The following is a 24,471-nucleotide window of genomic DNA, read 5'->3' on the forward strand; positions in this document are numbered from 1 at the left end:
GGAGAATCAGTCTGCGTAACTACAATGGCCAAGTGGGAGAAGTCATGGCGTATGTCAGTGCCATAAACAAACTGAATGAGGTGTCCTGACAAGATCGGACAGTCCCGGATCAAGCAGCCTGAGCAGTTCTCCAATACCTCTTGTTAAACTCCGCCGGGCTGACATTGCCAAGTCGTGAATGCCGACGCTGGCGGTTGTAAAAAATCTCTATGTATTCCTGAATCGCTGCCTTGGCCTCCGCTCTCGTCTCGAATCTATGGTGGTGAACCAGTTCATTTTTAAGAGACCCCCAGAAGCTTTCTATCGGGGCATTGTCGAAGCAGTTCCCCTTGCGTGACATGGAGGTCTGCATGCCAAATTGTACCTGGAGAGCCCGGTAAGCCTTGGCACAGTACTGACTGCCCCGGTCTGTGTGATGAATAAGCCCAACGGGTGGCCTCTTCTGCTGCACAGCCCGAAACAGCGCCTGACTGACCAACCCGGTGGTCATTCGCTCTCCCATCGCATAACCCACTATCTCACAGGTAAACACATCCTTGAGACCAGCCAGATAAAGCCAGCCTTCGTCGGTGGCAATATAGGTGATATCACCGGTCCAGACTTCGTTGGGCTTCGTCGGCGCAAAGACCTGACCAAGGAGATTCTCCGCCACGGGCAGGGAATGAGCAGAATGGGTTGTCGCCTTGAATTTGCGCTTTTGTTTGCAAGACAACCCCATTTCACGGCGCAATCGCCCAATCCGGTCCCGCCCAGCGTAAAATCCTTCGGCGGCCAACTCAGCTTGTAAACGCGATGCGCCATAGGTCTGGCGCGTCTTGCTGTGAGCAGCCCGAATGGCGACCTTGAGTCGTTCATCTTCTTGTTGGCGCTGTGACGGTGGACGCTGGCGCCAGTGGTAGAAGCCCGCACGAGAGACCTCCAGCACACGACAGATAACGGAAATGGGATAGATGTCCTGTTGGTTGGCTATCCACGCGTACTTGGCAGTGACTCCTGAGCAAAGTACGCGGCGGCCTTTTTTATGATGTCGCGCTCCATGTTGGCTTGTGCGAGAGCTTTGCGTAGCCGGGCCACTTCAGCCTCCAGCTCGGCGACAGAACGCGCTCCGGGAATGGCCGATGTATCCTTTCCTCCTTTGGCTGCGACCACCCAGTTGCTCAGTGTGCCTTTGGCAATACCCAACCTTCTGGCGGCTTCAGCTTGGCCAAGGCCTTGCTCCAACACCAGTCGAACCGCCTCTGCCCGAAACTCTGGTGAATAGTGTTCTCTCGATTTCATTCAATACCCCCGATTGTCTCATCGTAACAATCGGGACTGTCTGTGAAAATCAGGATACCTCACAGCGCCTTACGCTGATTTAGAGCGCAGTTCCTTCGGTGTCAACTTTTGCCCCTTCTTGAACATACGATAGGAGGTATGTACCTCCAACATCCTACCCAGATGTGACAGCTGGGTGTTGCAGCGCTCCAGGTAGCGATGTAAGTCTGTCTGAATCTGCCCCACTGACTCATTCCGGGACCTTACGGCTTGGTCGTCCGCCTCTTGATAAGAAAGTGTTCATCCAGCATGGTACGATGCAGTCGTTCGATAAAGTCATTGCTCTGTGGCCTGCGTACCGTGTTAGCCCAGAGTTCAATCCCCCAGTTGCAAGAACAGCTCGTTGGGATGATGGTCAGGGCGTCCGCAGAACGCGCGCCAGTTATCTGACAGGAGATGGGATAGACACACGGTTCATGTGCTTCAAAGAACGGCAGGACCGTTTCATTGAGCACATGAACCGAAGTCACCGGCAACTTGCCGGTATAGTGCCGTCCCCAGGCATGACGGTTTTAGCCGTCCAGCACGATTTCCAGATACACCTTGTCCCCCTTGAGTACACCGACGATGAAGGTATCGCACGCCACCAGTTCCCCAATGTAGTTAACTTCGATCTGGCGTTCGCGAAACTCAGGACTGAAGCGCTAGAGCAGGCGAACTTATTCATCATTGAGCTCCATCGTCTACTCCCGATGGGTTTTCTCGAGGCACAACAAGCGGCCGAGCTTGGAAAGCAGGTCGTGACGTTGTCATACGCCACTCAGATCGCCCGCACTGACGTTGATGCTTTGCAGACACGTCTTTGTGCAGACCACAGCGGGTACTGGGTTGGATTGGTGAGAGAGTTATCGAGGATGGCCTGTTCAATCTCGGGAGCGACCCGGTTGGGATGTGCCCTTTACAGCCGGGCAGTTTGTCGAGCAAGCCCTCGGCCGATCAGCTTGCAGGCTTTGCTTACGTTATTGAGATCTTTGGCGAGCTTTAACAAGCGGAGTTTACAGCGTGCTATTTTCTCGTTGCAGGTCAACGGTGACTCCAGATAACACGGTAGGGATACCGTTTTGTTATCCGGTTTGAAGCCATATGACCACTCCCTTGTGGACAACAGTCAGGTGAATAGCACTTTCATACCTTTGTCACCTGCCTCGATTTGGCTTCTCGACATAACAGATAAAAAAACGGGGCGAACCTAGTGGTTCGCCCCTGATGCTTTTTACGTCAACCCCGAGGGGTCAACCCTGTTTGTCTGATGCCGGCTCTGCGTCCTTCGGCGCCTGCCAGCCGCCACCGACGGCCTTGTAGAGGGCGACCTGGTTACTCAGCTGGGCGAGCCGGGTGCTGATGAGCCCCTGCTTGGCGCTGAACAGGGAGCGCTGGGCATCGAGGCGGGTCAGGTAGCTGTCCACCCCTTGCTCGTAACGCACCTCCGCCAGCCTGAAGTAAGTCTGATTGGCATCCACCAGCGCCTGTTGCGCCTGCAGCTGCTGCGCGTAGTCAGCCTGGGCACCGAGGGTATCCGCGACCTCCTTGAAGGCGGTCTGGATGCTCTTCTCGTAGCTCGCCACCGCCTGCCTGGTCCCCACCTCGGCCACATCCAGATCCGCAACGCGCTTGCCGCCATCGAAGATGGGCAGATTGATCTGGGGCATGAAGGTCCAGGTGCCGGTGCCGCCGTCAAACAGACCGCTCAGCTGGTTGCTGGCGGTGCCCGCCGTCGCGGTGAGCGAGATGGTCGGGAAGAACGCGGCGCGGGCCGCCCCTATGTTGGCGTTGGCCGCCTTCAGGTTGTGCTCCGCCGCCAGGATGTCCGGGCGTTGCTGCAACAGGCTGGAGGGAGCCCCCACCGGGATCGGCGCCAGTTTCACCTCGGCCAGGGTGGCCGGTTGTGCCGCCAGCACCGGGATATCGGTGCCAAGCAGCAGGGCCAGACCATTTCTGTCCTGCTTCACCAGACGCTGGTATTGCGCCTGGCTGACCTTGGCGTTTTCCAGTGCCGTGCGCCCCTGGGCCAGCTCCATCTCGGAGGCGGCGCCCAGGCGGTATTTGTGCTCGGTCAGGGCATAGCTCTCCTGCTCGGTGGCGAGGGTCGCCTGGCTAAGGGCCAGCAACTCCTGATCCGCCAGCAGGGTGAAGTAGGCATTGGCCACCGAGGCCACCAGGGCGATCTGGGTGCTGCGCTGGGTCTCGATTTGCGCCAGATAGGTCTCAAGGGCCTGATCTTTCAGGCTCTGGATCCGGCCAAACAGATCCAGCTCATAGGCGGTGATGCCGATGTTGGCGCCGTACTGGCTGCTGATGGTGCCCTGCCCCGTACTACTGAGATCGTCGGATCCCTGCTGGCGGATGCCGCTGCCACTGGCGGCCAGGGTCGGCAACTGGGCCGCCCGCTGGATGCGGTATTTCGCCTCGTAGGCCTCGACGTTGAGGGCTGCCAGGCGCAGATCCCGGTTGCTCTCAAGGGCGGTGCCGATCAGCGTCTGCAGGGCCGGGTCCTGGAACTGCTGGCGCCAGGGGGCAAGTTCCCCCTTGGCGGCCAGGTCAGCTTGCCAGGAGGCACCTTGGGGCAGCTCGGGGCGCTGGTAGTCGGGGGCCATGGAGCAGCCCCCCAGCATCAGGGTCACGCCAAGGGCGATCAGGGTCTTAGTCATGGTTGATCTCCTTGGTGTGGACACTCTCTTCCCCGGCATGCTTGCGTTCGGTGAAATAGCGCATCACCAGCACGAAGAACAGCGGCACGAAGAAGATGGCGAGCACGGTGGCACTGATCATCCCCCCCATCACGCCGGTCCCGATGGCGTTTCGGCTGCTGGCGCCCGCCCCGGTGCTGATCACCAGGGGCAGTACCCCCAGGATGAAGGCGAGCGAGGTCATCAGGATGGGGCGCAGGCGCTGACGCGAGGCCTCCACCACCGCATCCCCGAGCCTCATCCCCTTGTCGTGCAGCTCCTTGGCGAACTCGACGATGAGGATGGCGTTCTTGGCCGACAGCCCGATCGTGGTGAGCAGGCCCACCTGGAAGTAGACGTCATTCTCAAGCCCGCGCAGGGTCGCGGCCAAAATGGCCCCCAGCACCCCGAGCGGCACCACCAGCATGACCGAGAACGGAATGCTCCAGCTCTCATAGAGGGCCGCCAGACAGAGGAAGACCACCAGGAGCGAGATGGCGTACAGGGCCGGCGCCTGGGAGCCTGCCTGACGCTCCTGGAAGGAGAGGCCGGTCCACTCGATGCCGATCCCTTCCGGCAACTGTTTCACCATCTCCTCGATGGCCGCCATGGCATCACCCGTACTCTTGCCCGGGGCCGCCTCACCGACGATCTCCATGGCGGAGACACCGTTGTAGCGCTCAAGACGGGGCGAGCCGAAGCTCCACTCCGTGCTGGCAAAGGCGGAGAAGGGCACCATCTGGCCCGCGCTGTTGCGCACGTACCACAGCTTCAGATCTTCCGGGTTCATCCGGAAAGGGGCATCCGCCTGCAGATAGACCTTCTTGACCCGGCCTCTGTCGACGAAGTCGTTCACATAGGAGGAGCCCCAGGCTGCCGACAGGGTGTTGTTGATGTCGGTGATGGAGAGCCCCTGGGCCAGCGCCTTCTCGTAATCGATCTTGATGTCGAGCTGGGGCGTGTCTTCCATCCCGTTCGGGCGTACCCGCACCAGGTTGGGATCCTGCGCCGCCATGCCGAGCAGCTGGTTGCGTGCCTGCATCAGCTTCTCATGACCCAGACCGCCACGGTCCTGCAGGAAGAAGTCGAAGCCGGTGGCCGTGCCGAGTTCCGGAATAGGGGGCAGGTTGAAGGCGAAGACCTGGGCTTCCTTGATGCTGAACAGGAACCCCATAGCGCGGCCGATGATGGCATTGGCGCTGCGCTCTTCTCCTTTGCGCTCGCTCCAGTCCTTGAGCTTGATGAAGGCCATGCCGCTGTTCTGACCGCTACCTGCGAAGCTGAAGCCCGCCACTGTCAGCACGGAGTCCACGTTCTCCTTCTCGTTCTCGAGGAAGTAGTCGCGCATCTCCCCGAGCACCACCTCGGTCCGCTCCTTGGTCGCCCCCACCGGGAGCTGCACCATGGACATGATGACCCCCTGATCCTCTTCCGGCAGGAAGGAGGTGGGCATGCGCATGAAGAGCACCGCCAGCACCGCCAGCATGGCCAGATAGATGATGCCGTAGCGGGTGCCCTGCTTGATCACCTTGCGCACGCCGTTCTGGTAACGGTTGGCGCTGGTGTCGAAGAAGCGGTTGAACCAGCCGAAGAAGCCGCGCTGGGCGCCGAATTCACCGTGCTTCATGGGTTTGAGCAGGGTGGCACACAGGGCCGGGGTCAGGATCAGGGCCACCAGCACCGAGAGCACCATGGCCGAGACGATGGTGAGGGAGAACTGGCGATAGATGGCACCGGTAGAGCCACCGAAGAAGGCCATGGGCACGAACACCGCCGACAGCACCAGGGCGATGCCCACCAGGGCGCCGGTGATCTGGGTCATGGACTTGCGGGTCGCCTCGAGGGGGGAGAGATCCTCCTCGCTCATCAGACGCTCCACGTTCTCCACCACCACGATGGCGTCATCCACCAAGAGGCCGATGGCGAGCACCAGACCGAACATGGTCAGGGTGTTGATGGAGAAGCCGAAGGCCGCCATCACCCCGAAGGTGCCGAGCAGGACCACGGGCACCGCGATGGTCGGAATCAGGGTTGCCCGGAAATTCTGCAAGAACAGATACATGACGCAGAACACCAGGAAGATCGCCTCGATCAGGGTCTGCACCACCTCCTCGATGGAGATCTTCACGAACGGCGTGGTGTCGTAGGGATAGACGATCTCCATGTTGGCCGGGAAGTACTCGGAGAGTTCACCCAGCTTGGTCCGCACGTGCTCGGCGGTGTCCAGGGCGTTGGCACCGGTCGCCAGCTTGATGGCGACGGCGGCGGTGGCCTGGCCGTTGTAGAGCGCGGTCGCGTCGTAGTTTTCACCGGCAAGCTCGACCCGGGCCACGTCCTTGAGCTGGACCTTGGAGCCGTCCTGGTTCACCCGCAGCAGGATGTTGTTGAACTCCTCCACGGTGGAGAGCCGGGTCTGGCCCATGATGGTGGCGGTAAATTGCTGATCGCTCACCGCAGGGGTCCCCCCCAGCTTGCCGAAGGCAACCTGGGCGTTCTGGGCCTTGATGGCGGCCTGAATGTCGGCCGGGGTCATCTGCACCCGGTTGAGCTTGTGGGGATCGAGCCAGACGCGCATGGAGTACTGGCTGCCGAACAAGGTGATGTCACCGACCCCGTCCAGACGGCTCAGGGGCTCCTTGATGTTGGCTACCACATAGTCCGCCAGGTCATCGTTGGTCATAGCGCCATCGGTGGAGATGAAGGCTGCCACCATCAGGAAGCTGCTGGAGGTCTTCTGGACCCGCACGCCCTGTTGCTGCACCTCTTGGGGCAGGAGCGACATGGCCTGTTGCAGCTTGTTTTGCACCTGCACCTGGGCGATGTCGGGATCCGTACCCGGCTTGAAGGTGAGGGTCACGCTGACGTTCCCTGACGAGTCGGATTGCGCCGACATGTAGAGCAGGTGATCCAGCCCGGTCATGTTCTGCTCGATGATCTGGGTCACCGAGTCTTCCACCGTCTTGGCGGAGGCCCCCGGGTAGCTGGCGGAGATGCCAACCGCCGGCGGGGCGATGGTCGGGTACTGGGCCACCGGCAGGCCGATGATGGCCATGGCCCCAGCCAGCATGATCACCAAGGCGATCACCCAGGCGAAAATGGGTCTATCTATGAAAAAACGTGCCATGAGGCGACTACTCCATCCTACTGCTTGGTTGCCGGGGTCTGTTGTGCGCTGTTACCGGCACGTTCAGTGGGCGCCACCACGACCCCGGGTTTGACTTTCTGCAGACCGGCGACGATCACCTTCTCGCCAGCCTTGAGACCGGACTCCACCACCCAGCTGTCGCCGGACATGCGGCCGACCTGCACTTCACGCAGCTCCACCTTGTTGTCCGCCGTCACCACCATGACGGTGGCACCGCCCTTGGGGGTACGGGTCACGGCAGTCTGGGGCACCAGCAGGCCTTGCGGGCGCTCGCCCTCCTGCAAGGTGGCGCGCATGAACATGCCGGGCAGCAGCAGTTGATCCGGGTTGGGCACGATCACCCGCAGGGTCACCATGCCGGTCGCCTCGTCCACGGTCACGTCGGAGAACTGGAGGGCTCCTTTCTCGCCATACTGGCTGCCATCTTCCAGCTGGAAGCTGACACCGGCCCCGTCCTTCTCCCCCTGGGTCAGCTTGCCCTCGGCCACCAGGCGCTTGAGGCGCAGCAGGTCGGCGGTGGACTGGCGCACGTCCACGTACATGGGATCGAGCTGGGAGATGGAGGTGAGGCTGTCCGCCTGCTGGGCGGTGACCAGGGCTCCCTCGGTCACCGCCGATTTGCCGATGCGGCCGCTGATGGGGGCCGTGATGCGGGTGTAGGCCAGGTTGATGTTGGCGGTCTGCAATGCGGCCTTGGCGGCCCCGATCTCGGCCAGCTGCTGTTTCCAGGCCGCGTCGGCGTCGTCATACTCCTGGCTGCTGATGGCTTTCACCTTCACCAGCTCGGCGTAGCGCTGGGCCTTGAGGCGGGCGCTGCGCTCGTTGGCCTCGGCCTTGGCGAGGTTGGCCTTGGCGGAAGCCACTTCGGCCTGATAGACGGCGGGATCAATCTGATAGAGCAGTTGACCGGCCTTGACGTCGCTCCCCTCCGTGAACAGGCGCTTGAGGATGATGCCGTTCACCTGGGGACGCACCTCGGCCACCCGCAGGGGGGCGGTGCGGCCGGTGAGCTCGGACAACAGTTGCAGGGGGGCCGTATGGAGGGTGACCACGTCCACGGCGGCGGGAGGCATCTCCCCCATGGCCTGCTGGGCCCCGTCCTTGTCACCACAGCCAGCCAGCAGGCCGCTTGCCAGCAAGGCAAGGCCGACCGAACGTGCGAGAATATGTTTATGCATCAAGTCTCTGAACCTCAGTTTCAATCAAAAAGAAGTGACAAAACCACAGGGTTTATAAGGCCCCTGTTGGTAAAACGGCGAAGATGAGGCAATATACATACATTCATGAATGTATGTAAGAAACTTTTTTCACTTTTAAACAGGACCGGAGTCAATGGCCAGACGCACCAAAGAAGAGGCACAGCAAACCCGCTGCAACATCATGAGCACGGCCCTGGATCTCTTCTGCCAACAGGGGCTGGCACGCACCAGCCTGACCGATATCGCCAAGGCGACGGACCTCACCCGGGGCGCCATCTACTGGCACTTCAAGAATAAAGAAGAGCTGTTCGTCACCCTGTGGGAGGAGCTGTGTGCCCCCCTATCCCACCAGCTCGATGCCTGCGTCGACGAGGCGGAGCCGGATCCCCTGGGCAAGCTGCGCAGCTTTCTCAAGGAGGTGATGCTCAAGATCAGCACCGAGCCCGCCCACCAGCAGATGTTCACCATCATGTTCAATCTGGAATCCATGGAGGGAGAGGCCGCCGTCATGCGCGAGCACATGCACCTGCAATCCATGAATTTCTTCCGGGATCTGGAGATCACCCTGGCCAATGCCGTGCACCGCGGCCAACTGCCCGAGGGGCTGGATCTGCGCCGCGCCGCCACCCTGCTCCACTGCACCCTGGACGGCTACATCATCAACTGGCTGCACTTCCCGGATCGCATCGATCTGATTGAGGAGTCGGACTTTCTCCTCGATACCCTGTTCACCCTCATCGCGAGCCCCACCCTTCGCCGCCACCCCTGAGTCTGCAAGACGCGCCGCCCCCGCCAATGCTCAACAGCCGGGGGCAAACCTGCTAGAGTATCGCCCCCCATCACGATGAGCCCGACACCCTTGCCACACGCCCCCGCGCCGGCGCGCGACGCCGCCCCTCGCCCCGCCCTCGTGGCAGGCGCCCATGCTCTCTTCCTGGCCCTGCTGGGCAACGGCCGTCATCTGCTGGAGGCCGGTTGCGGGGCAGGAGAGGATCTGCGCCTCTTTCGCCAGCAAGGCCTCACCGTGACCGCCTTCGATGCGAGCCGGGCGCAGGCCGCTGCCGCCTCGCGCCTGTGCGGTCAGCCGGTGCGAGTCTGCCGCGTCGAGCAGATGCAAAGCGTCGTTCCCTATGACGGCATCTGGGCCAGCGGCTCCCTCCCCTGTCTGCCCGAGCACGAGATAGCCCCGGCGCTCGGTCATCTGGCCACCCTGCTCAAGGCCGGGGGCCCCCTCTACGCCTCCTTCCCCCACGGGAAGGGCGAACCGCTGCCACGGTCGGGGGAATATCCCCTGCAGACCCGGCTCGACGAGGCGGGACTGCGACGCCTGATCGCTCCCCTCCCCTTCACCCTGCACCATGGCTGGGTGGGGGAAGATGAAGTGAACGGCCCCTGGCTGCACGCCTTGCTGGTGCGGCGCTGATCCGCGAAAGCCCCCGAGGGCAGTGACACCTCACGGCATTCAGCCCGTTAACAATATTTAACCCTGAGTTAACCACCATAAAGCAGACAAGATGCGGTGTTTGTGTTAAAAAGCGGCATTAAAATCAAAATTAAATAACAAATCAGACACCAACACCTGGATTCCCCCATGAAACTCGTTCTCAATCTGGTTGCCGGTATCCTCGCCGGCCTGCTGCTCGGTCTCTATGCCCCCGAATGGGTCGCCCGCGTGCTGTTCACCGCCAAGACGGTGATAGGCCAGCTCATCACCTTCACCATCCCGCTCATCATCCTCTTCTTCATCATGAGCGGCATCGCCAGCCTGCCGAAGAACTCCGGCAAGCTGCTGGGCAAGACGGTAGGGCTCTCCTACTGCTCCACCATACTGGCGGGCCTGTTCGCCTTCACCGTGGCGAGCCACCTGATCCCGCACCTGACCACGGCCGCCGAGCCCACCGCCGAGGCTGCCACCAAGCTCGCTTCCTACATCAATCTCGAGATCCCGCCCCTGTTCGGGGTGATGTCGGCCCTGGCCGCCGCCTTCGTGTTCGGCATCGGCATCAGCGCCACCCAGGCCACCGACCTGCGCCGGGTCGCCGATCAGGGCCGTGACATCATCGACCGCCTGCTGGCACGCGTGATCATTCCCCTGCTCCCCTTCTACATCGCCGGCGTCTTCGTCGAGATGACGGTGGAAGGCACCGTCTTCGCCACCCTCAAGACCTTCGGGGTGGTGCTGGTGATGGCCATCGTCATGCACTGGATCTGGCTCTGCGTCCTGTTCGTCGGCACCGGCCTCACCCAGGGGCGCTCCCCCGTCATGCTCATCAAGAACATGCTGCCCGCCTACTTCACCGCCCTTGGCACCATGTCCAGCGCCGCCACCATTCCGGTGGCCCTGCAAGCCAGCAAGCGCAACGGCGTGAGCGACGGCATCGCCAACTTCACCGTGCCCCTGTGCGCCACCATCCACCTGTGCGGCTCCACCATCACCCTGGTGACCTGCGCCACGGCGGTGATGTTCCTCTCCGAACACCTGGCCATTCCGGGCTACGGCACCATGGTGCCCTTCATCATGATGCTGGGCGTCATCATGATTGCCGCGCCGGGCGCACCGGGTGGCGGTGTCATGTCCGCGCTCGGCCTGCTCACTTCCATGCTCGGCTTCGGTGAGGCCTCCATCGCCCTGATGATCGCCCTCTACCTGGCCCAGGACAGCTTCGGCACCGCCTGCAACGTCACCGGTGACGGCGTCATCGCCCTGTGGGCCGATCGTTTCGCCCGGGGCGAGCCAGCACTCAGCACCGAGCAGGACGCAGCCTGATAGCGCAGGCAATAAAAAACGGGAGCCATCGGCTCCCGTTTTTCGTTGGCGCAAGGGGGCGTCTCAGCCCCGGCGACGGATCACCCCTTCCTGCATGGTGCTCGCCACCAATACCCCATCCCGGGTGAAGAACTGGCCGCGCACCAGACCCCGACCGCCGCTGGCGCTCGGGCTGTCCACCACGTAGAGCAGCCAGTCGTCCAGCCGGAACTCCCGGTGGAACCACATGGAGTGATCGATGGTGGCCACCTGCATGTCCGGCTCCCAGTAGGAGACCCCGTGGGGCTGCAGGGCGGCGAACAGAAAGTGGAAGTCGGAGGCATAGGCCAGCAGGTAGTTGTGGACCCGCTGATCATCCGGCACCGGGCCATTGGCCTTGAACCAGGTGTAGCGAAGGGGCTCGTGAACATCCGGGCGGATGGGGTCCACCAGGGTCACGGGGCGAATTTCGATGGGCTTCTCGCACAGGATCTTGTCCCGCAGGGCCGCCGGGATCATCTGCTCGTAGGGACGCACCAGCTCCAGCTCGCTCTTGAGCTGCTCGGGGGGCGTGATGCCGGCCGGCATCTTCGCCTGGTGCTCGAAGCCCTCGGCCTCCACCTGGAAGGAGGCGTTGAGGTAGAAGATGGGCTTGCCATTCTGGATGGCCTTGACCCGGCGGGTGGAGACGGTCTGGCCGTCGCGGATGTTCTCCACGTCATAGACGATGGGCTTGTTGGCATCCCCGGGTCGCAGGAAGTAGGAGTGGAAACTGTGGACCTGGCGGTCGCTTGCCACCGTCTGCTTGGCGGCTGACAAGGCCTGCCCCATCACCTGTCCGCCAAACACGGATCGCAACCCGAGATCCTGGCTCTGGCCCCGAAACAGGCCCTCCTCGATCTTTTCGAGCGCCAGCAACGCCAGCAGCTCATCCAGTACCTTGCTCATTGGTTTCTCCTGTCTTTGTGCGCGAAAGGCTAACAAGCCCGTCCCGACAGGGCAACCATCCTGATGCACATCCCCGTCTGCAACCACCTCCCCTTCAAAAAAGGGAAGTCTATGACGCTTTCCAGCCCGTACAGAGGGCACTCTGGCCCCCTCCCCTGGCAAGGGGAGGGCTGGGGTGGGGTCAGACGCGATCAAGCCATGCCCGAATAGAGACAACCACCCCGGGTAGATTTTCCATCACCTCCCTGTTGCTAAATCTCAGTACCGTCAGCGACAGGGCCGCCATGTAGGCATCCCGTCGCTTGTCATGACGCAAACCCCGCATGTCGAAATGGCTGTCGCCATCAACCTCAATGACCAACAACCGCCCGGGGCAGTAAAAATCCGCAATGTATGGGCCTATACCTTGCTGACGGCGAAACTTGACTCCGAGTTGCCCAGCCCGAAGCGCCTGCCACAATCGCCGTTCAGGCTCTGTTGGATTGTTTCGCTGTTCACGCCGTTTATCCAGCGTGGCCTCGCGGTTGAAAACACGAACTGGCTTCTCGTTCATGACAGTATTCCTCCGACTATGACCCCTGTCAGCATAACAACTACTCACCCCCTCCCAGCCTCCCCCTTCAAAAGGGGGAGGAGCTTGTCTGGCCCTTTCTCTCCCCTGTGCGATTCAGTCTCAAGGAGCCCGGCAGGAGCAGAAAACAAAAAAGCCCGCACCTTGGGGTGCGGGCTTGTGGCGTGTCCGGGGCGAGCGGCCCGTGGTGGCGGCTTACTTGCTGCCGGTGCCGGAATTGCGGGTGGAGGAGGTCGGCTTGCGACGGGCGGTGGTGGCACGGGCGCGCGGCTCCTTGCCCTGCATCTCCTTGTGGCGCTTGACGGCGCGACGGATCTGGGCGGCCTGCTTGTGACGGGTGCTCTTGCCATCCTGCTGCAAATCGACCTTGGATTCGGTCTCGTTGGGCAGGTTGACCAGGCCGCGCAGGTAGTTCACCTCGGGGAGTTTCAGCTCCTGCCAGCCGCCGCGGGGGATGCCGCGATCCAGCTTGACGTCGCCGTAGCGGATACGCATCAGGCGGCTCACCTGCACTTCCTGGGACTCCCACAGGCGGCGCACTTCCCGGTTGCGGCCCTCGGTCAGGGTGACGTTGAACCACTGGTTCAGCCCTTCACCGCCAGCCGGCTTGATCTTGTTGAACTTGGCCATGCCGTCTTCCAGCTGCACGCCCTTGCGCAGGCGCTGCAGCATGGCTTCGGTGATCTCGCCAAAGACCCGCACCGCGTATTCCCGCTCCACTTCGTGGCTCGGGTGCATCAGGCGGTTCGCCAGCTCGCCGTCGGTGGTGAACAGCAAGAGGCCTGAGGTGTTGACGTCGAGGCGGCCGACCGCTATCCAGCGGGCGCCATCCATCTTGGGCAGACGATCAAACACGGTGGGACGTCCTTCCGGATCGTGACGGGTGCACATCTCCCCTTCGGGCTTGTGGTAGGCCAGCACGCGGCAGATCACTTCCTCTGCGGCGCGGGTCTTGACCTGGTGGCCATCCACCCGGATCACGGCGTTCACTTCGACGCGATCCCCCAGCGTGGCGACCTTGCCATCCACGCTGACCCGACCTGCGGTGATCAGGGCCTCCATCTCACGACGGGAGCCTTGACCCGCGCGGGCCAATACTTTTTGCAGTTTTTCACTCATCGGGTTTACCTGATTGTTGATCGCTGCCCGCCGACATCGCGGACAACCTTGGCTCTTGTGGGAAGGCCCCGTTGGCCTCCCCACCATGTTCATGCTCAGCACGGCCTGCCAGAGGCTGACCGTCACCGCCCTCGCCCGGCATGAGCGACAAGGGGGCCTGCAGCTCGGGATCCAGCTCGGGGAGCTGCTCCAGACTCTGCAGGTTGAAATAGTCCAGAAATTCACGGGTGGTGGCGAGCAGCTCGGGGCGACCCGCCACCTCCTTGTGGCCGATGCTGCGCACCCAGCCACGCTCCTTGAGGGTGTTGACGATCTGGCTCGACACCGCCACCCCGCGGATGGCTTCTATCTCCGCCCGGGTGATGGGCTGACGATAGGCAATCAGCGTCAGCGTCTCCATCACGGCGCGGGAATAACGGGGAGCCCGCTCGCTCCACAGGCGCGACAGCTCCTCGGCATACTCCTGGCGGGCCTGGAAACGCCAGCCGGAGGCCACTTCTTTGAGCTCGACCCCCCGCTCGCTGTAATCCTGTCTGAGCTCTGCCAGCAGCAGCTGGACATAGCGGCCGGTGACCGGGTAGTCCGAGAGCACGCTGCCCTTGATTTCGCTCACCGTGAGGGGACGCCCCGCCACGAAGATCGCCGCCTCGATCAGGGTCTTCAATCGTTCAGCAGGCAGCGCCACGGTGGACCTCCCGGGTCCGCGCCCCTGGCGCCGCCCCTCGCTCAGTGTAGATGCTCATGCTCCTCCCCTTTCCCCTGACTGGCCAGGGCAAAATGGATGGGGCCCAGGGGCTCCGCCTGCAAGATCCAGATCAATTGCTCCTTGCACAGCTCCAGCAGGGCCAGGAAGGTCACCAGCACTCCCATGCGCCCCTCCTCGGCCCGCAGCACCTGCTCCAGGCGCAGGGTCTGGCCCAGGGAGAGCATGGCGAGGATCTCCGCCATCCGTACCCGGGTCGGGATCTGCTCGCGGCGGATCTGGTGATGTTCAAAATGAGTCGCGCGTTTTACCACACTTTGCATGTAAAGGGCGAGTTCAACCAGAGAAACATCGGGCGCCAATGGCTTCAAGGCACCAAAATCCGGCGCCATGGCGGCGGCGACGAAGATCTCCCGCTCCACCCTCGGCAGGGCATTGACCCGCTCCGCCCCCAGCTTGTAGCGCTCGTACTCCTGCAGGCGACGAATGAGGGTGACGCGAGGGTCTTCTCCCTCCTCCCCGTCTTCCAGCTCCGGGGCCTTGGGCAGCAGCAGGCGGGACTTTATCTCCGCGAGCCAGGCCGCCATCAGCAGGTATTCCGCCGCCAGCTCGAGGTTGAGACCCTGCATCAGATCCACGTACTCCATGTACTGGGCGGTGATCTGCAGGATGGGCAGGTTGAGGATGTCGAGCTGCTGGCGCCGGATGAGGTAGAGCAAGAGATCCAGCGGCCCCTCGAAGGTGTCGAGAAACACCTCCAGCGCATCGGGGGGGATGAACAAGTCCTGGGGCAGCTCATGGTAGGGCTGCCCCAGCACGGTGGCGATGGGCGGGGGAAGGGAAGCCTCCCCCGTCGTGCCCGCGGGGGTTGTCAGCGCGGGCACGGGGTCGGCAAGATCACTCAAACGGCGTCGGATCCCCGGCACCGCGGCGACGCAGCACGGGCTCGTCGTCGGAGAAGTCCACCACAGTGGTGGGCTGCTCGCCCAGATACCCGCCGTTGACCACCAGATCCAGCTGCTTGCCGAGCTTGTCGGCGATCTCCTCGGGGTCGAACTCCGCCATCTCGGAGCCCGGCAGGATCAGGGTGGTGGAGAGCAGCGGTTCACCGAGGGCCTCGAGCAAGGCCAGCGCGATGTTGTTGGCCGGGACCCGGATGCCGATGGTCTTCTTCTTCTCGTTCATGAGGCGACGCGGCACCTCCTTGGTGGCCTTGAAGATGAAGGTGTAGGGTCCGGGGGTGTTGTTCTTGACCAGCCGGAAGGCGGTGTTGTCCACCTTGGCATAGGTGGAGATCTCCGAGAGATCCCGGCACACCAGGGTGAAGTCGTGGTTCGGCTCGATGCGACGGATGCGGCAGATGCGCTCCAGGGCATCCTTGTTGCCCATCTGGCAGCCCAGGGCGTAGCCGGAGTCGGTGGGATAGACGATGACGCCGCCGTTTTGCAGGATCTGCACCGCCTGGCTGATGAGGCGAACCTGGGGATTGTCGGGATGTACGTAAAAATGCTGACTCATATGCTCTTCTCGCGATAGGGGGCACGCTCGTTGCCCGCTTCATGGTCAAGGGCCCCTTGGCCCATGACACTACCTTAACCTGTTTGACGCAGACTCGCCTGCATCAAAGATGCCGGCCCGGGGCGCTCAGCGGCTGGCCAGCAGGCCCGCATGCTCCTCGGGGGTGAGCCCGAAATGACCGGGGTGACCGAGCCACAGCGGCATCCCCTCCTTGGGGAGCCAGAGGTGGCGGCCAAGCTCGGTCCAGTTGGAGGGGAAGTGAAAATCGGACCCCACCGAAATATAGAGATCGTGCTCCCTGGCCCACTGGCCGAGATTCGCCCGCTCCTGTGGGCTCTGCTGGGGCAGGGAGACCTCCATGGCATCCCCCCCGACGGCCTTGAAGGCCACCAGCAGCCGCTTGATCCACTTGGCGGTGAGATTGTAGCGGCTCGGGTGGGCCAGCACCGCCAGCCCGCCTGCGGCGTGGATGGCCTCGATGGCCTCCCCCATCCCGGGCCACTCGGCGGGCACATAGCCCTTGTTGCCCCGGCTCAGGTACTTCTTGAACACCTTCTGCATATTGTCGGCCACCCCGCGCGCCACCAGCACCCGGGCAAAGTGGGCCCGGGTCACGGCGGCGTCACCGGCGAGCTGCTTGGCCTCTTCATAGGTGCCCGGGATGAGGCACTTCTCCAGACGACGCCCGATCTCCTCGGCGCGCGCCTCCCGGCGAGCCCGCTGCCCTGCCAGAAAGGCGAGCAACTGGGGATTTTTCTCGTCCACCCCGAGGGCCACGATGTGGATCTCGTGATGCTCCCACCCGGTGGAGATCTCCACCCCGCTCACCAGGCGCAGTGGCAACTGGTCGGCCGAGATGGTCTGGCGCACCTCCTCAAGCCCGTCGAGGGTATCGTGGTCAGTGACCGCTAACACCTCCACCCCTTTTTCGGCGGCGCGGCGCACCAGGTCGGCGGGGCTCAGCACCCCGTCCGAGGCGGTGGTGTGGCAATGAAGATCGAATCTCATCGGCGTGTTTCGCTCTTGTTTGGGACCTGCCTGGAAAAGGCCGGCAAAAAAGCGACTTGACTTGGCCGCGGCTTTATCGTTTTCTGTAGGCACTTCATTGCAAACATCTTTTTACAGGACTCAATCTCATGCAAACGACTTCCATCCTGACCATCTGGTGGTGGCACACTCCCTGACATGCGGGCGTGTGGTCGTTGCTGTACCTGTAATCTGACAGCAAGTTAAGAACCCAAAGAAAAAGCCCGCTGACCCCAGCGGGCTTTTTTATTATCCGGCAAATGGACCTGTGATGAAACCGACAATTCAGAGAAGCACACTGACATGGCGATTGCGAACTCGCTGACGTGACCCGAACCCGACCCATTTTCAAGAGAGACAGCGCCATGACCATCGGTGACACACAACACATGCAAGGGAAGGCATTATGACAGGCAACAAGACCCGTTTGCCCCTGGGCGAATTCGATACCATCCGGCTCAATGCCCCCTATGTGACAGACCCCCTGGCACTCTATACCCGACTCTGCCAGGACAGACCCAACAACCTGCTGCTCGAATCGGTGGAGATCGACTCCAAGGCCGGCACCCAGAGCCTGCTGCTGGTGGACGCCTGCCTGCGCATCGAGTGCCGCGGCCGCGCCGTGCAGGTGCGCCCCCTCGGCGACAACGGCGCCGCCCTGCTGCGCATGCTGGAGCAGCGCCTGCCCGCCGTCATCACCCAGACCCGGGTGGCGGACGAGCTGCACCTCGACTTCCCGGCGTCCGATCGGGAGCTTGACGAAGACAGCCGCCTCAAGGGCAGCAGCGTGCTGGACGTGCTGCGCACCCTGCAGCGGGAGCTGCAATGCCAGCAGGGCAAAGAGGCCCTCTTCATGGCGGGCAGCTTCGCCTACGACCTCATCGCCTCCTTTGAAGACTTGCCCGAGGTGCCAGAGGGGAGCAACGACTGCCCTGACTACTGCTTCTATGTGGCCGAGACCCTGATCACCATCGACCACATCAAGCAGAGCACCCAGTTGGTGGCCTGCCTGTTCGGCGGCGAAGAGGATGAGCAGCTGGACGCGCGCTACGCCCGCCTGACCGCTCGCCTCGAGTCCTTCAAGCAGGCCTGTCAGCAGCCGCTGCCTGCGCCGCAAGGCACGGCGCCGCTGACCGGCGCCCTGGCCGTCGACAAGGGGGACAAGCAGTTCTGCGCCGAGGTCGAGAAGCTCAAGGGCTTCATCCGCCGTGGTGACATCTTCCAGGTGGTGCCGTCCCGCAGCTTCTCCCTCCCCTGCCCGGATCCCGTCGCCGCCTATCGCCGTCTCAAGCAGACCAACCCCAGCCCCTACATGTTCTACGTGCAGGACGAGGGCTTCACCCTGTTTGGCGCCTCCCCCGAGAGCGCGGTCAAGTTCTGCGCCAACAGCCGCCAGGTGGAGATGTACCCCATCGCCGGCACCCGCCGCCGTGGGCTCAACCCGGACGGCAGCATCAACCTGGATCTGGACGGCCGCATCGAGCTGGAGCTGCGCCAGGACGAGAAAGAGGTGGCCGAGCACCTGATGCTGGTGGATCTGGGCCGCAACGACATCGCCCGCATCTCCGCCCCCGGCACCCGCTACGTCAAGGATCTGCTCAAAGTGGATCGCTACAGCCACGTCATGCACCTGGTCTCCCGGGTGGTGGGCACCCTTCGCGCCGACCTTGACGCCCTGCACGCCTACCAGGCCTGCATGAACATGGGCACCCTGACCGGTGCCCCCAAGCTGCGCGCCAGCGAGCTTATCCGCATGGTGGAAGGCAAGCGTCGCGGCAGCTACGGCGGCGCCGTGGGTTACCTGAACGGCGCAGGGGAAATGGACACCTGCATCGTCATCCGCTCCGCCTTCGTGAAAGAGGGGGTCGCCCATGTCCAGGCCGGCGCCGGGGTGGTCTATGACTCCAAACCCCAGGCCGAGGCGGACGAGACCCGCGCCAAGGCGGCGGCCGTGCTGGCCGCCATCGCTGCCAGCCATGGCACCTCCCTGCAGGCCCTCAGCGCCCAGCAGGAACAACACAAGGACGTGAGCCATGACTAACATCTTCCTGCTCGACAACTTCGACTCGTTTACCTACAACCTCGTCGACCAGTTCCGCACCCTGGGCTACCCGGTGCGCATCTACCGCAACAGCCTGCAGGCGAGCCGCATCATGAGTGAGATCGACGCCTGCGAAGGGGACGCCGTGCTGGTGCTCTCCCCGGGGCCGGGCGCGCCCCATGAGGCGGGCTGCCTCATCGACCTCATCAAGCTGGCCCGGGGCCGGGTGCCCATCCTCGGCATCTGCCTCGGTCATCAGGCCCTGTGCGAAGCCTACGGCGGCACCGTCGGGGCGGCGGGGGAAATCGTCCACGGCAAGCGCTCCCTCATCGAGCACAACGGCCATGGCGCCTTCGCGGGGCTGCCGAGCCCCTTGCCGGTGGCCCGCTACCACTCCCTGGTGGCCACCTATGTGCCACAAGAGTTGCAGGTGATTGCCCACTATCAGGGCATGCCCATGGCCATCGAGCAGCGTGACGAGCGGGTGCTGGGCTTCCAGTTCCACCCGGAATCCATCATGACCAGCGAAGGGGCCCGCCTGCTCACCCAGGCCCTCGCCCATGTCACCCGTCCAGAAAGCCACGTGCGGTAAGGAAGAGACCATGCATCAACATCTCAACACCCTCTATCAGGGTCAGTCTCTCACCCGCGACGCCGCCCGCGACGCCTTCGGCCAGGTGGTTCGTGGTGAAGTGGATCCCATCGTGCTCGCGAGCCTTTTGACCGCTCTCAAGATCAAGGGGGAGACCCCGGAGGAGATCGCCGGCGCCGCCGAGGCGCTGTTGGCCGAAGCCCGCGACTTCCCGCGCCCGGACTATGCCTTCTGCGACATCGTCGGCACCGGAGGGGACGGCCTCAACACCATCAACGTCTCCACCACCTCGGCCCTGGTGGCCGCCGCCTGCGGCCTGAAAGTGGCCAAGCACGGCAACCGCTCGGTCTCGAGTAAGTCGGGGTCGAGCGATCTGCTCGATAAAATGGGCATCAAGCTCGACATGAGCCCGGCCCAGGCCCGCCGCTGCCTGGACGAGCTCGGGGTCTGCTTCCTGTTCGCCCCCCAGTACCACGCCGGGGTGCGCCACGCCATGCCGGTGCGTCAGGCCTTGAAAACCAGGACGCTATTCAACGTCTTGGGGCCGCTTATCAACCCCGCCCGCCCCAGCTATCAGCTGATGGGGGTCTATGCCCCCGAGCTGGTGCGCCCCATCGCCGAAACCCTGCTGGCACTCGGCCTGAAAACCGGTATGGTGGTGCACGGCGCCGGTCTCGACGAGATTGCCATCCACGGCCCGACCCAGGTGGCGGAGATCCGCGACGGCGAAATTCGCGAGTACTTGCTCACCCCGGCGGACTTTGGCCTCGACACCTACCCGGTCAGCGCCATCCAGGGCGGTGAGCCCGAGGAGAACCGCGCCATCACCGCCGCCATCCTGGAAGGGCGCGGCAGCCCGGCCCACAACGCCGCCATCGCCGCCAACGTGGCGCCGCTCCTGGTCATGGCGGGCGAGGCCCCGGACTTTCGGCAGGCCGCCGCCCGGGTGCTGGCGGTGCTGGCAAGCGGCCAGGCCGCCCTCCTCGCCCGGGATCTCGCCACCCTGAGCCATCAGGAGGCATGATGTCAGCCACCACCACAGCGTGCCCCAGGGGCACTCACCCAGAACGCCCGACGGGCAACAGCCAGCTTCGCAAGGATAACGAGATGTCAGATGTCATTGCTCCCCACGCCTTTCTGAACATGGCCTCCATCAGCCAGACCATTCTCGGCAAGATCGTGGCGGCCAAGCAGGAGTGGGTCGCCGCCCGCAAGGAGAGCCAGCCCCTGGCGAGCTTCCAGGACGCGCTGACCCCGAGCGATCGGGACTTCGAGGGGGATCTGCGCCAAGGCTCCACCCGCTTCATTCTGGAGTGCAAGAAGGCCTCCCCCTCCAAGGGCTTGATCCGCAACGACTTCAGCCCGGAGGCCATCGCCGACATCTATGGCCACTACGCCACCGCCATCTCGGTGCTGACGGACGAGAAGTTCTTCCAGGGGGATTTCGCCTTCCTGCCCCGGGTACGGGGCCGCGTCCAGCAGCCGGTGCTCTGCAAGGACTTCATGATTGACCCCTATCAGGTCTATCTGGCCCGCCACTATCAGGCGGACGCCATCCTCCTGATGCTCTCCGTGCTCACCGACGAGGGGTATCGCGCCCTGTTCAAAGTGGCGAAAGAATTGGGCCTCGGAGTGCTCACCGAGGTGAGCAACGAGGAGGAGCTGACCCGCGCCATCGACCTCGGCGCCCCGGTGATTGGCATCAACAACCGGGATCTGCGGGATTTGAGCGTCGATCTCGCCCGCACCCGGCAGCTGGCGGCCAGGATCCCGGGGGATCGGGTGGTGATCAGCGAATCCGGCATCAACCACCGCGCCCAGGTGGCGGCCCTGCGCCACCACGCCAAGGGCTTCCTGGTGGGCTCTTCCCTCATGGCGGAGCCGGATCTGGAGGCCGCGGTGCGCAAGCTCGTGCTCGGCCAGAACAAGGTGTGCGGCCTGACTCGTCCCGAGCACGCCGCCGCCGCCCATCAGGCGGGCGCCGTGTTCGGCGGCCTTATCTTTGTGGCGAAAAGCCCGCGCTACGTGGACATTCCCGCCGCCCGCGCCGTGATGGCGGGTGCGCCGCTCTCTTACGTCGGGGTGTTTCGCAATGCCCAGCCCGCCACCATCGCCAAGACGGTGGATGCGCTGGGGCTCGCCGCCGTGCAACTGCACGGGGATGAAGATGCCGCCTATGTCGAGGCACTGCGCGCGCTGCTGCCGGCAGGCTGCCAGATCTGGAAAGCGGTTGGAGTCACAAGTGGCGAGCCCCTGCCCGCCCTCGACTACCAGGTGGATCGCCTGCTGCTGGATACGAAAGTGGGCAGCCAGAGTGGCGGCACCGGCCAGGCGTTCGACTGGGCCCTGCTGGCCAATCTCGATAAAGCCAGGCTGATGCTGGCGGGGGGGCTCAACCCCGACAACGCCCTGCAGGCCGCCCAGGTGGGCTGTGTGGGCCTCGATTTCAACTCCGGGGTGGAGAGTGCCCCGGGCCAGAAGGATGCGCACAAGATGGCGGCGGCCTTTGCCGCTCTGCGAACCCTCTAGTGACATGTACCAAATTAATGAACTGCGTTTGCCTATAAGCACAAGGAATAATGTATGACCCTGCTCAATCCGTTTTTCGGTGAATTTGGTGGTATGTATGTACCCCAGATCCTCATCCCCGCCCTGCTCCAGCTGGAGAAGGCCTTCGTCGATGCCAAGGATGACCCGGCCTTCGTTGCCGAGTTTGGGGAACTCTTGACCGAGTATGCCGGGCGCCCGACGCCCTTGACTCTCACCCGCAATCTGACCAAGGGAACCAAGACCCGGCTTTACCTCAAGCGTGAAGATCTGCTGCACGGCGGCGCCCACAAGACCAACCAGGTGCTGGGCCAGGCCCTGCTCGCCAAGCGCATGGGCAAGAGCGAGATCATCGCCGAGACCGGCGCCGGCCAGCACGGCGTCGCCACTGCCCTGGCCTGCGCCCTGCTCGGCCTCAAGTGCCGGGTCTATATGGGGGCCAAGGATTGCGAGCGCCAGAAGCCGAACGTGTTTCGCATGAAGTTGATGGGGGCCACAGTGATACCTGTGCACTCCGGCTCATCCACCCTGAAGGATGCCTGCAACGAGGCGCTGCGTGACTGGGCTGCCAACTACGACAGCGCCCACTACCTGCTCGGCACCGCCGCCGGCCCCCACCCCTTCCCCACAATCGTGCGGGAGTTCCAGAAGATGATCGGGGAAGAGGCCAAGGCCCAGTGCTTCGAGAAGGAGGAGCGCCTGCCCGACGCCGTGATCGCCTGCGTCGGCGGCGGCTCCAATGCCATCGGCATGTTTGCCGACTTCATCGATGAGCCGTCGGTGCGCCTTATCGGGGTCGAGCCCGGTGGTCACGGCATCGAGAGCGGCGAGCACGGTGCACCGCTCGGTCACGGCAGCAAGGGGGTCTTCTTTGGCATGCACTCCTACCTGATGCAGGACAAGCAGGGGCAGATTCAGGAGTCCTACTCCGTCTCGGCGGGGCTGGACTTCCCCTCCGTCGGCCCCCAGCACGCCCACCTGGCCTCCATCGGCCGCGCCGAGTATGTCTCCGTCACCGACAAGGAGGCGCTGGACGCCTTCCAGGAGCTGGCCAAATCAGAAGGGATCATACCGGCGCTGGAGTCCTCCCATGCCCTGGCCCACGCCCTCAAGATGGCACGCAGTGAACCGGAAAAAGAGCAGGTGCTCATCGTCAACCTCTCCGGCCGTGGCGACAAAGACATCTTCACCGTTGCCGACATTTTCGAGAAAGAAGGAACCTTGTCATGAACCGTTACGCACAACTCTTCTCCCGTCTGGACAAGGCCAATCAGGGCGCCTTCGTGCCCTTCGTGATGCTGGGTGATCCCACCCCCGAATTGTCCCTGGCCATCGTCGATGCCCTGGTCGAAGGGGGCGCCGACGCCCTGGAGCTCGGCATTCCCTTCTCCGATCCGGTGGCGGACGGCCCCACCATACAGGGTGCCGCCCTGCGTGCCTTTGCCAGCCACACCACCCCGGACGACTGCTTCGGCCTGCTCACCCGCATCCGTGCCAAGTACCCGCAGCTCCCCATTGGCCTGCTGGTCTACGCCAACCTCGTCTATGTGCGACACATCGACGGCTTCTACGAGAAGTGCCAGCAGGCGGGCGTGGATTCGGTGCTGGTCGCCGACGTGCCGGTGCAGATGTGCGCCCCCTACAAGGCGGCGGCCGACAAGTTCGGTATCGACAGCATCTTTATCGCCCCGCCCAACGGCGACGCCGAGACCCTGAAACAGGTGGCGGAACTTGGCAGCGGTTACACCTATCTGGTGAGCCGCGCCGGTGTGACCGGTGCCGAGACCAAGGCCGGCATGCCGGTGGATGGCCTCATCAACACCCTGCGCGAGTTCAAGGCCCCCCCCGCCCTGCTCGGCTTTGGCATCAGTGAACCGGCTCAGGTGCGTGAAGCCATTGCCGCCGGTGCCGCCGGTGCCATCTCCGGCTCCGCCGTGGTGAAGATCATCGAGACCCACCACAAGAACCCGGAGCATATGCTCACCCGTCTGAAAGAGTTTGCGGAAGGGATGAAGGCCGCGACCAATCGATAAGGGGCGCACTGGCCAAATGCCCTTGGCCGTGAATGATACGGCTGCGTATCCGCCTCAGCCATAATGATATCAGCGTACCAAAGGGAGCCTAACCGGCTCCCTTTCTATTTCGTATTTGTTGTGATCATCAACATCGTTGTACCGTTTCTTGGGAAGGCAATAGGAGAAGAACCTCAGAGATCCCCTCATTTTTAGAGACTCAAATAATTCCAAGTGTGCGGGTATATAACCGACATTCCGCACCTGATTTAGGAATAAATTTGCCGATAGCGCTCACCCAATACCTCCAAAATGATCTGC

General features: G+C 63.1%; 20 protein-coding genes and 1 pseudogene. 9 read left to right on the forward strand and 12 right to left on the reverse strand.

The genetic code is table 11. The features are described from left to right. Window positions 1-109: 109 nt before the first annotated feature. The 5 genes and pseudogenes from OKC30_RS10240 to OKC30_RS10260 form a co-directional block, all read right to left on the reverse strand. A protein-coding gene (locus OKC30_RS10240) for an IS3-like element ISAeme20 family transposase (RefSeq protein ID WP_085943968.1) occupies window positions 110-1,278 on the reverse strand; the annotation gives its coding sequence in 2 pieces (ribosomal slippage) (window positions 110-1,023 and window positions 1,023-1,278; 1,170 coding nt in all). A 69-nt stretch (window positions 1,279-1,347) separates the two neighbouring features. Next, window positions 1,348-2,344: pseudogene (locus OKC30_RS10245) on the reverse strand (IS481 family transposase). 205 nt (window positions 2,345-2,549) lie between these two features. After that, window positions 2,550-3,965, reverse strand: coding sequence for an efflux transporter outer membrane subunit (locus OKC30_RS10250; RefSeq protein ID WP_270809604.1), 1,416 nt, complete (start codon window positions 3,963-3,965; stop codon window positions 2,550-2,552). Next, window positions 3,958-7,107 (reverse strand): efflux RND transporter permease subunit, encoded by a 3,150-nt coding sequence (locus OKC30_RS10255; protein ID WP_270671097.1) that lies wholly within the window; start codon window positions 7,105-7,107, stop codon window positions 3,958-3,960. The genes OKC30_RS10250 and OKC30_RS10255 overlap by 8 nt, the downstream gene beginning before the upstream one ends. A 17-nt stretch (window positions 7,108-7,124) precedes the next feature. Continuing rightward, the gene (locus OKC30_RS10260) at window positions 7,125-8,306 is read right to left on the reverse strand and encodes an efflux RND transporter periplasmic adaptor subunit (RefSeq protein ID WP_010673710.1); all 1,182 of its coding nucleotides are present in this window, start codon (window positions 8,304-8,306) and stop codon (window positions 7,125-7,127) included. Window positions 8,307-8,460: 154 nt separating this feature from the next. Between OKC30_RS10260 and OKC30_RS10265 the strand changes: the two genes are divergently transcribed. The 3 genes from OKC30_RS10265 (at window position 8,461) to OKC30_RS10275 (ending at window position 11,094) form a co-directional block, all read left to right on the forward strand. Beyond that, complete coding sequence (locus OKC30_RS10265) at window positions 8,461-9,096, forward strand: TetR family transcriptional regulator (protein WP_045524073.1); 636 nt, start codon at window positions 8,461-8,463, stop codon at window positions 9,094-9,096. Between the two features lie 90 nt (window positions 9,097-9,186). After that, window positions 9,187-9,750, forward strand: a complete 564-nt coding sequence (locus tag OKC30_RS10270) for a class I SAM-dependent methyltransferase (protein WP_270809605.1) — start codon at window positions 9,187-9,189, stop codon at window positions 9,748-9,750. A 168-nt stretch (window positions 9,751-9,918) separates the two neighbouring features. Beyond that, a complete protein-coding gene (locus OKC30_RS10275; RefSeq protein ID WP_270809606.1) occupies window positions 9,919-11,094 on the forward strand; it encodes a dicarboxylate/amino acid:cation symporter in 1,176 nt (391 codons plus the stop codon). A 63-nt stretch (window positions 11,095-11,157) separates the two neighbouring features. Here OKC30_RS10275 and tesB read toward each other — a convergent pair whose 3' ends face one another. The 7 genes from tesB to rnm all read right to left on the reverse strand — a co-directional run bounded on the left by tesB (window position 11,158) and on the right by rnm (window position 16,940). Beyond that, window positions 11,158-12,021 (reverse strand): acyl-CoA thioesterase II, encoded by an 864-nt coding sequence (gene tesB, locus OKC30_RS10280; RefSeq protein ID WP_039039188.1) that lies wholly within the window; start codon window positions 12,019-12,021, stop codon window positions 11,158-11,160. A 181-nt stretch (window positions 12,022-12,202) separates the two neighbouring features. Continuing rightward, a complete protein-coding gene (locus OKC30_RS10285) occupies window positions 12,203-12,574 on the reverse strand; it encodes an endonuclease domain-containing protein (RefSeq protein ID WP_039039189.1) in 372 nt (123 codons plus the stop codon). Between the two features lie 213 nt (window positions 12,575-12,787). After that, a complete protein-coding gene (gene rluB, locus OKC30_RS10290) occupies window positions 12,788-13,711 on the reverse strand; it encodes a 23S rRNA pseudouridine(2605) synthase RluB (RefSeq protein WP_039039190.1) in 924 nt (307 codons plus the stop codon). Next, window positions 13,704-14,396: an SMC-Scp complex subunit ScpB gene (gene scpB, locus OKC30_RS10295; RefSeq protein ID WP_042014199.1), complete on the reverse strand. Its 693-nt coding sequence runs from the start codon at window positions 14,394-14,396 to the stop codon at window positions 13,704-13,706. The genes rluB and scpB overlap by 8 nt, the downstream gene beginning before the upstream one ends. A 41-nt stretch (window positions 14,397-14,437) precedes the next feature. Continuing rightward, window positions 14,438-15,319: a segregation and condensation protein A gene (locus tag OKC30_RS10300; protein WP_270809607.1), complete on the reverse strand. Its 882-nt coding sequence runs from the start codon at window positions 15,317-15,319 to the stop codon at window positions 14,438-14,440. After that, entirely contained in the window at window positions 15,312-15,932 is a 621-nt protein-coding gene (locus OKC30_RS10305; protein ID WP_010673702.1) for an L-threonylcarbamoyladenylate synthase, read from the reverse strand. Before OKC30_RS10305 ends, OKC30_RS10300 begins: the two co-directional genes overlap by 8 nt. Before the next feature lie 126 nt (window positions 15,933-16,058). After that, the gene (gene rnm / locus OKC30_RS10310; RefSeq protein WP_039039192.1) at window positions 16,059-16,940 is read right to left on the reverse strand and encodes an RNase RNM; all 882 of its coding nucleotides are present in this window, start codon (window positions 16,938-16,940) and stop codon (window positions 16,059-16,061) included. A gap of 424 nt (window positions 16,941-17,364) precedes the next feature. Here rnm and OKC30_RS10315 point away from each other — a divergent pair, with 424 nt between their 5' ends. From OKC30_RS10315 to trpA, 6 genes are read left to right on the forward strand one after another with little or no spacing between them, the layout of a single operon-like run. Next, window positions 17,365-18,999, forward strand: coding sequence for an anthranilate synthase component 1 (locus tag OKC30_RS10315; protein WP_270670385.1), 1,635 nt, complete (start codon window positions 17,365-17,367; stop codon window positions 18,997-18,999). Next, complete coding sequence (locus OKC30_RS10320) at window positions 18,992-19,591, forward strand: aminodeoxychorismate/anthranilate synthase component II (protein WP_069785302.1); 600 nt, start codon at window positions 18,992-18,994, stop codon at window positions 19,589-19,591. The genes OKC30_RS10315 and OKC30_RS10320 overlap by 8 nt, the downstream gene beginning before the upstream one ends. Window positions 19,592-19,601: 10 nt before the next feature. After that, window positions 19,602-20,615, forward strand: a complete 1,014-nt coding sequence (trpD, locus tag OKC30_RS10325; protein WP_160837483.1) for an anthranilate phosphoribosyltransferase — start codon at window positions 19,602-19,604, stop codon at window positions 20,613-20,615. Then, a complete protein-coding gene (trpCF, locus tag OKC30_RS10330; RefSeq protein WP_103859107.1) occupies window positions 20,615-22,120 on the forward strand; it encodes a bifunctional indole-3-glycerol-phosphate synthase TrpC/phosphoribosylanthranilate isomerase TrpF in 1,506 nt (501 codons plus the stop codon). The genes trpD and trpCF overlap by 1 nt, the downstream gene beginning before the upstream one ends. Window positions 22,121-22,174: 54 nt before the next feature. Then, the gene (gene trpB, locus OKC30_RS10335) at window positions 22,175-23,368 is read left to right on the forward strand and encodes a tryptophan synthase subunit beta (RefSeq protein WP_005323481.1); all 1,194 of its coding nucleotides are present in this window, start codon (window positions 22,175-22,177) and stop codon (window positions 23,366-23,368) included. Next, window positions 23,365-24,171, forward strand: coding sequence for a tryptophan synthase subunit alpha (trpA, locus tag OKC30_RS10340; protein WP_005323482.1), 807 nt, complete (start codon window positions 23,365-23,367; stop codon window positions 24,169-24,171). The genes trpB and trpA overlap by 4 nt, the downstream gene beginning before the upstream one ends. Window positions 24,172-24,471: the final 300 nt, after the last annotated feature.

Source organism: Aeromonas sp. QDB18 (genome assembly GCF_027705325.1).
Classification (GTDB): Bacteria; Pseudomonadota; Gammaproteobacteria; order Enterobacterales; family Aeromonadaceae; genus Aeromonas; species Aeromonas caviae.

What these genes read in the sequence shown, in the direction of transcription:
- tesB (WP_039039188.1), bottom strand. Translation starts at nt 12,021, where the DNA reads ATGAGCAAGGTACTGGATGAGCTGCTGGCGTTGCTGGCGCTCGAAAAG.
- OKC30_RS10305 (WP_010673702.1), bottom strand. Translation starts at nt 15,932, where the DNA reads ATGAGTCAGCATTTTTACGTACATCCCGACAATCCCCAGGTTCGCCTC.
- trpCF (WP_103859107.1), top strand. Translation starts at nt 20,615, where the DNA reads ATGTCAGCCACCACCACAGCGTGCCCCAGGGGCACTCACCCAGAACGC.
- OKC30_RS10315 (WP_270670385.1), top strand. Translation starts at nt 17,365, where the DNA reads ATGACAGGCAACAAGACCCGTTTGCCCCTGGGCGAATTCGATACCATC.
- OKC30_RS10250 (WP_270809604.1), bottom strand. Translation starts at nt 3,965, where the DNA reads ATGACTAAGACCCTGATCGCCCTTGGCGTGACCCTGATGCTGGGGGGC.
- OKC30_RS10320 (WP_069785302.1), top strand. Translation starts at nt 18,992, where the DNA reads ATGACTAACATCTTCCTGCTCGACAACTTCGACTCGTTTACCTACAAC.
- trpA (WP_005323482.1), top strand. Translation starts at nt 23,365, where the DNA reads ATGAACCGTTACGCACAACTCTTCTCCCGTCTGGACAAGGCCAATCAG.
- OKC30_RS10285 (WP_039039189.1), bottom strand. Translation starts at nt 12,574, where the DNA reads ATGAACGAGAAGCCAGTTCGTGTTTTCAACCGCGAGGCCACGCTGGAT.
- OKC30_RS10260 (WP_010673710.1), bottom strand. Translation starts at nt 8,306, where the DNA reads ATGCATAAACATATTCTCGCACGTTCGGTCGGCCTTGCCTTGCTGGCA.
- OKC30_RS10255 (WP_270671097.1), bottom strand. Translation starts at nt 7,107, where the DNA reads ATGGCACGTTTTTTCATAGATAGACCCATTTTCGCCTGGGTGATCGCC.
- OKC30_RS10265 (WP_045524073.1), top strand. Translation starts at nt 8,461, where the DNA reads ATGGCCAGACGCACCAAAGAAGAGGCACAGCAAACCCGCTGCAACATC.
- rnm (WP_039039192.1), bottom strand. Translation starts at nt 16,940, where the DNA reads ATGAGATTCGATCTTCATTGCCACACCACCGCCTCGGACGGGGTGCTG.
- rluB (WP_039039190.1), bottom strand. Translation starts at nt 13,711, where the DNA reads ATGAGTGAAAAACTGCAAAAAGTATTGGCCCGCGCGGGTCAAGGCTCC.
- trpB (WP_005323481.1), top strand. Translation starts at nt 22,175, where the DNA reads ATGACCCTGCTCAATCCGTTTTTCGGTGAATTTGGTGGTATGTATGTA.
- OKC30_RS10275 (WP_270809606.1), top strand. Translation starts at nt 9,919, where the DNA reads ATGAAACTCGTTCTCAATCTGGTTGCCGGTATCCTCGCCGGCCTGCTG.
- trpD (WP_160837483.1), top strand. Translation starts at nt 19,602, where the DNA reads ATGCATCAACATCTCAACACCCTCTATCAGGGTCAGTCTCTCACCCGC.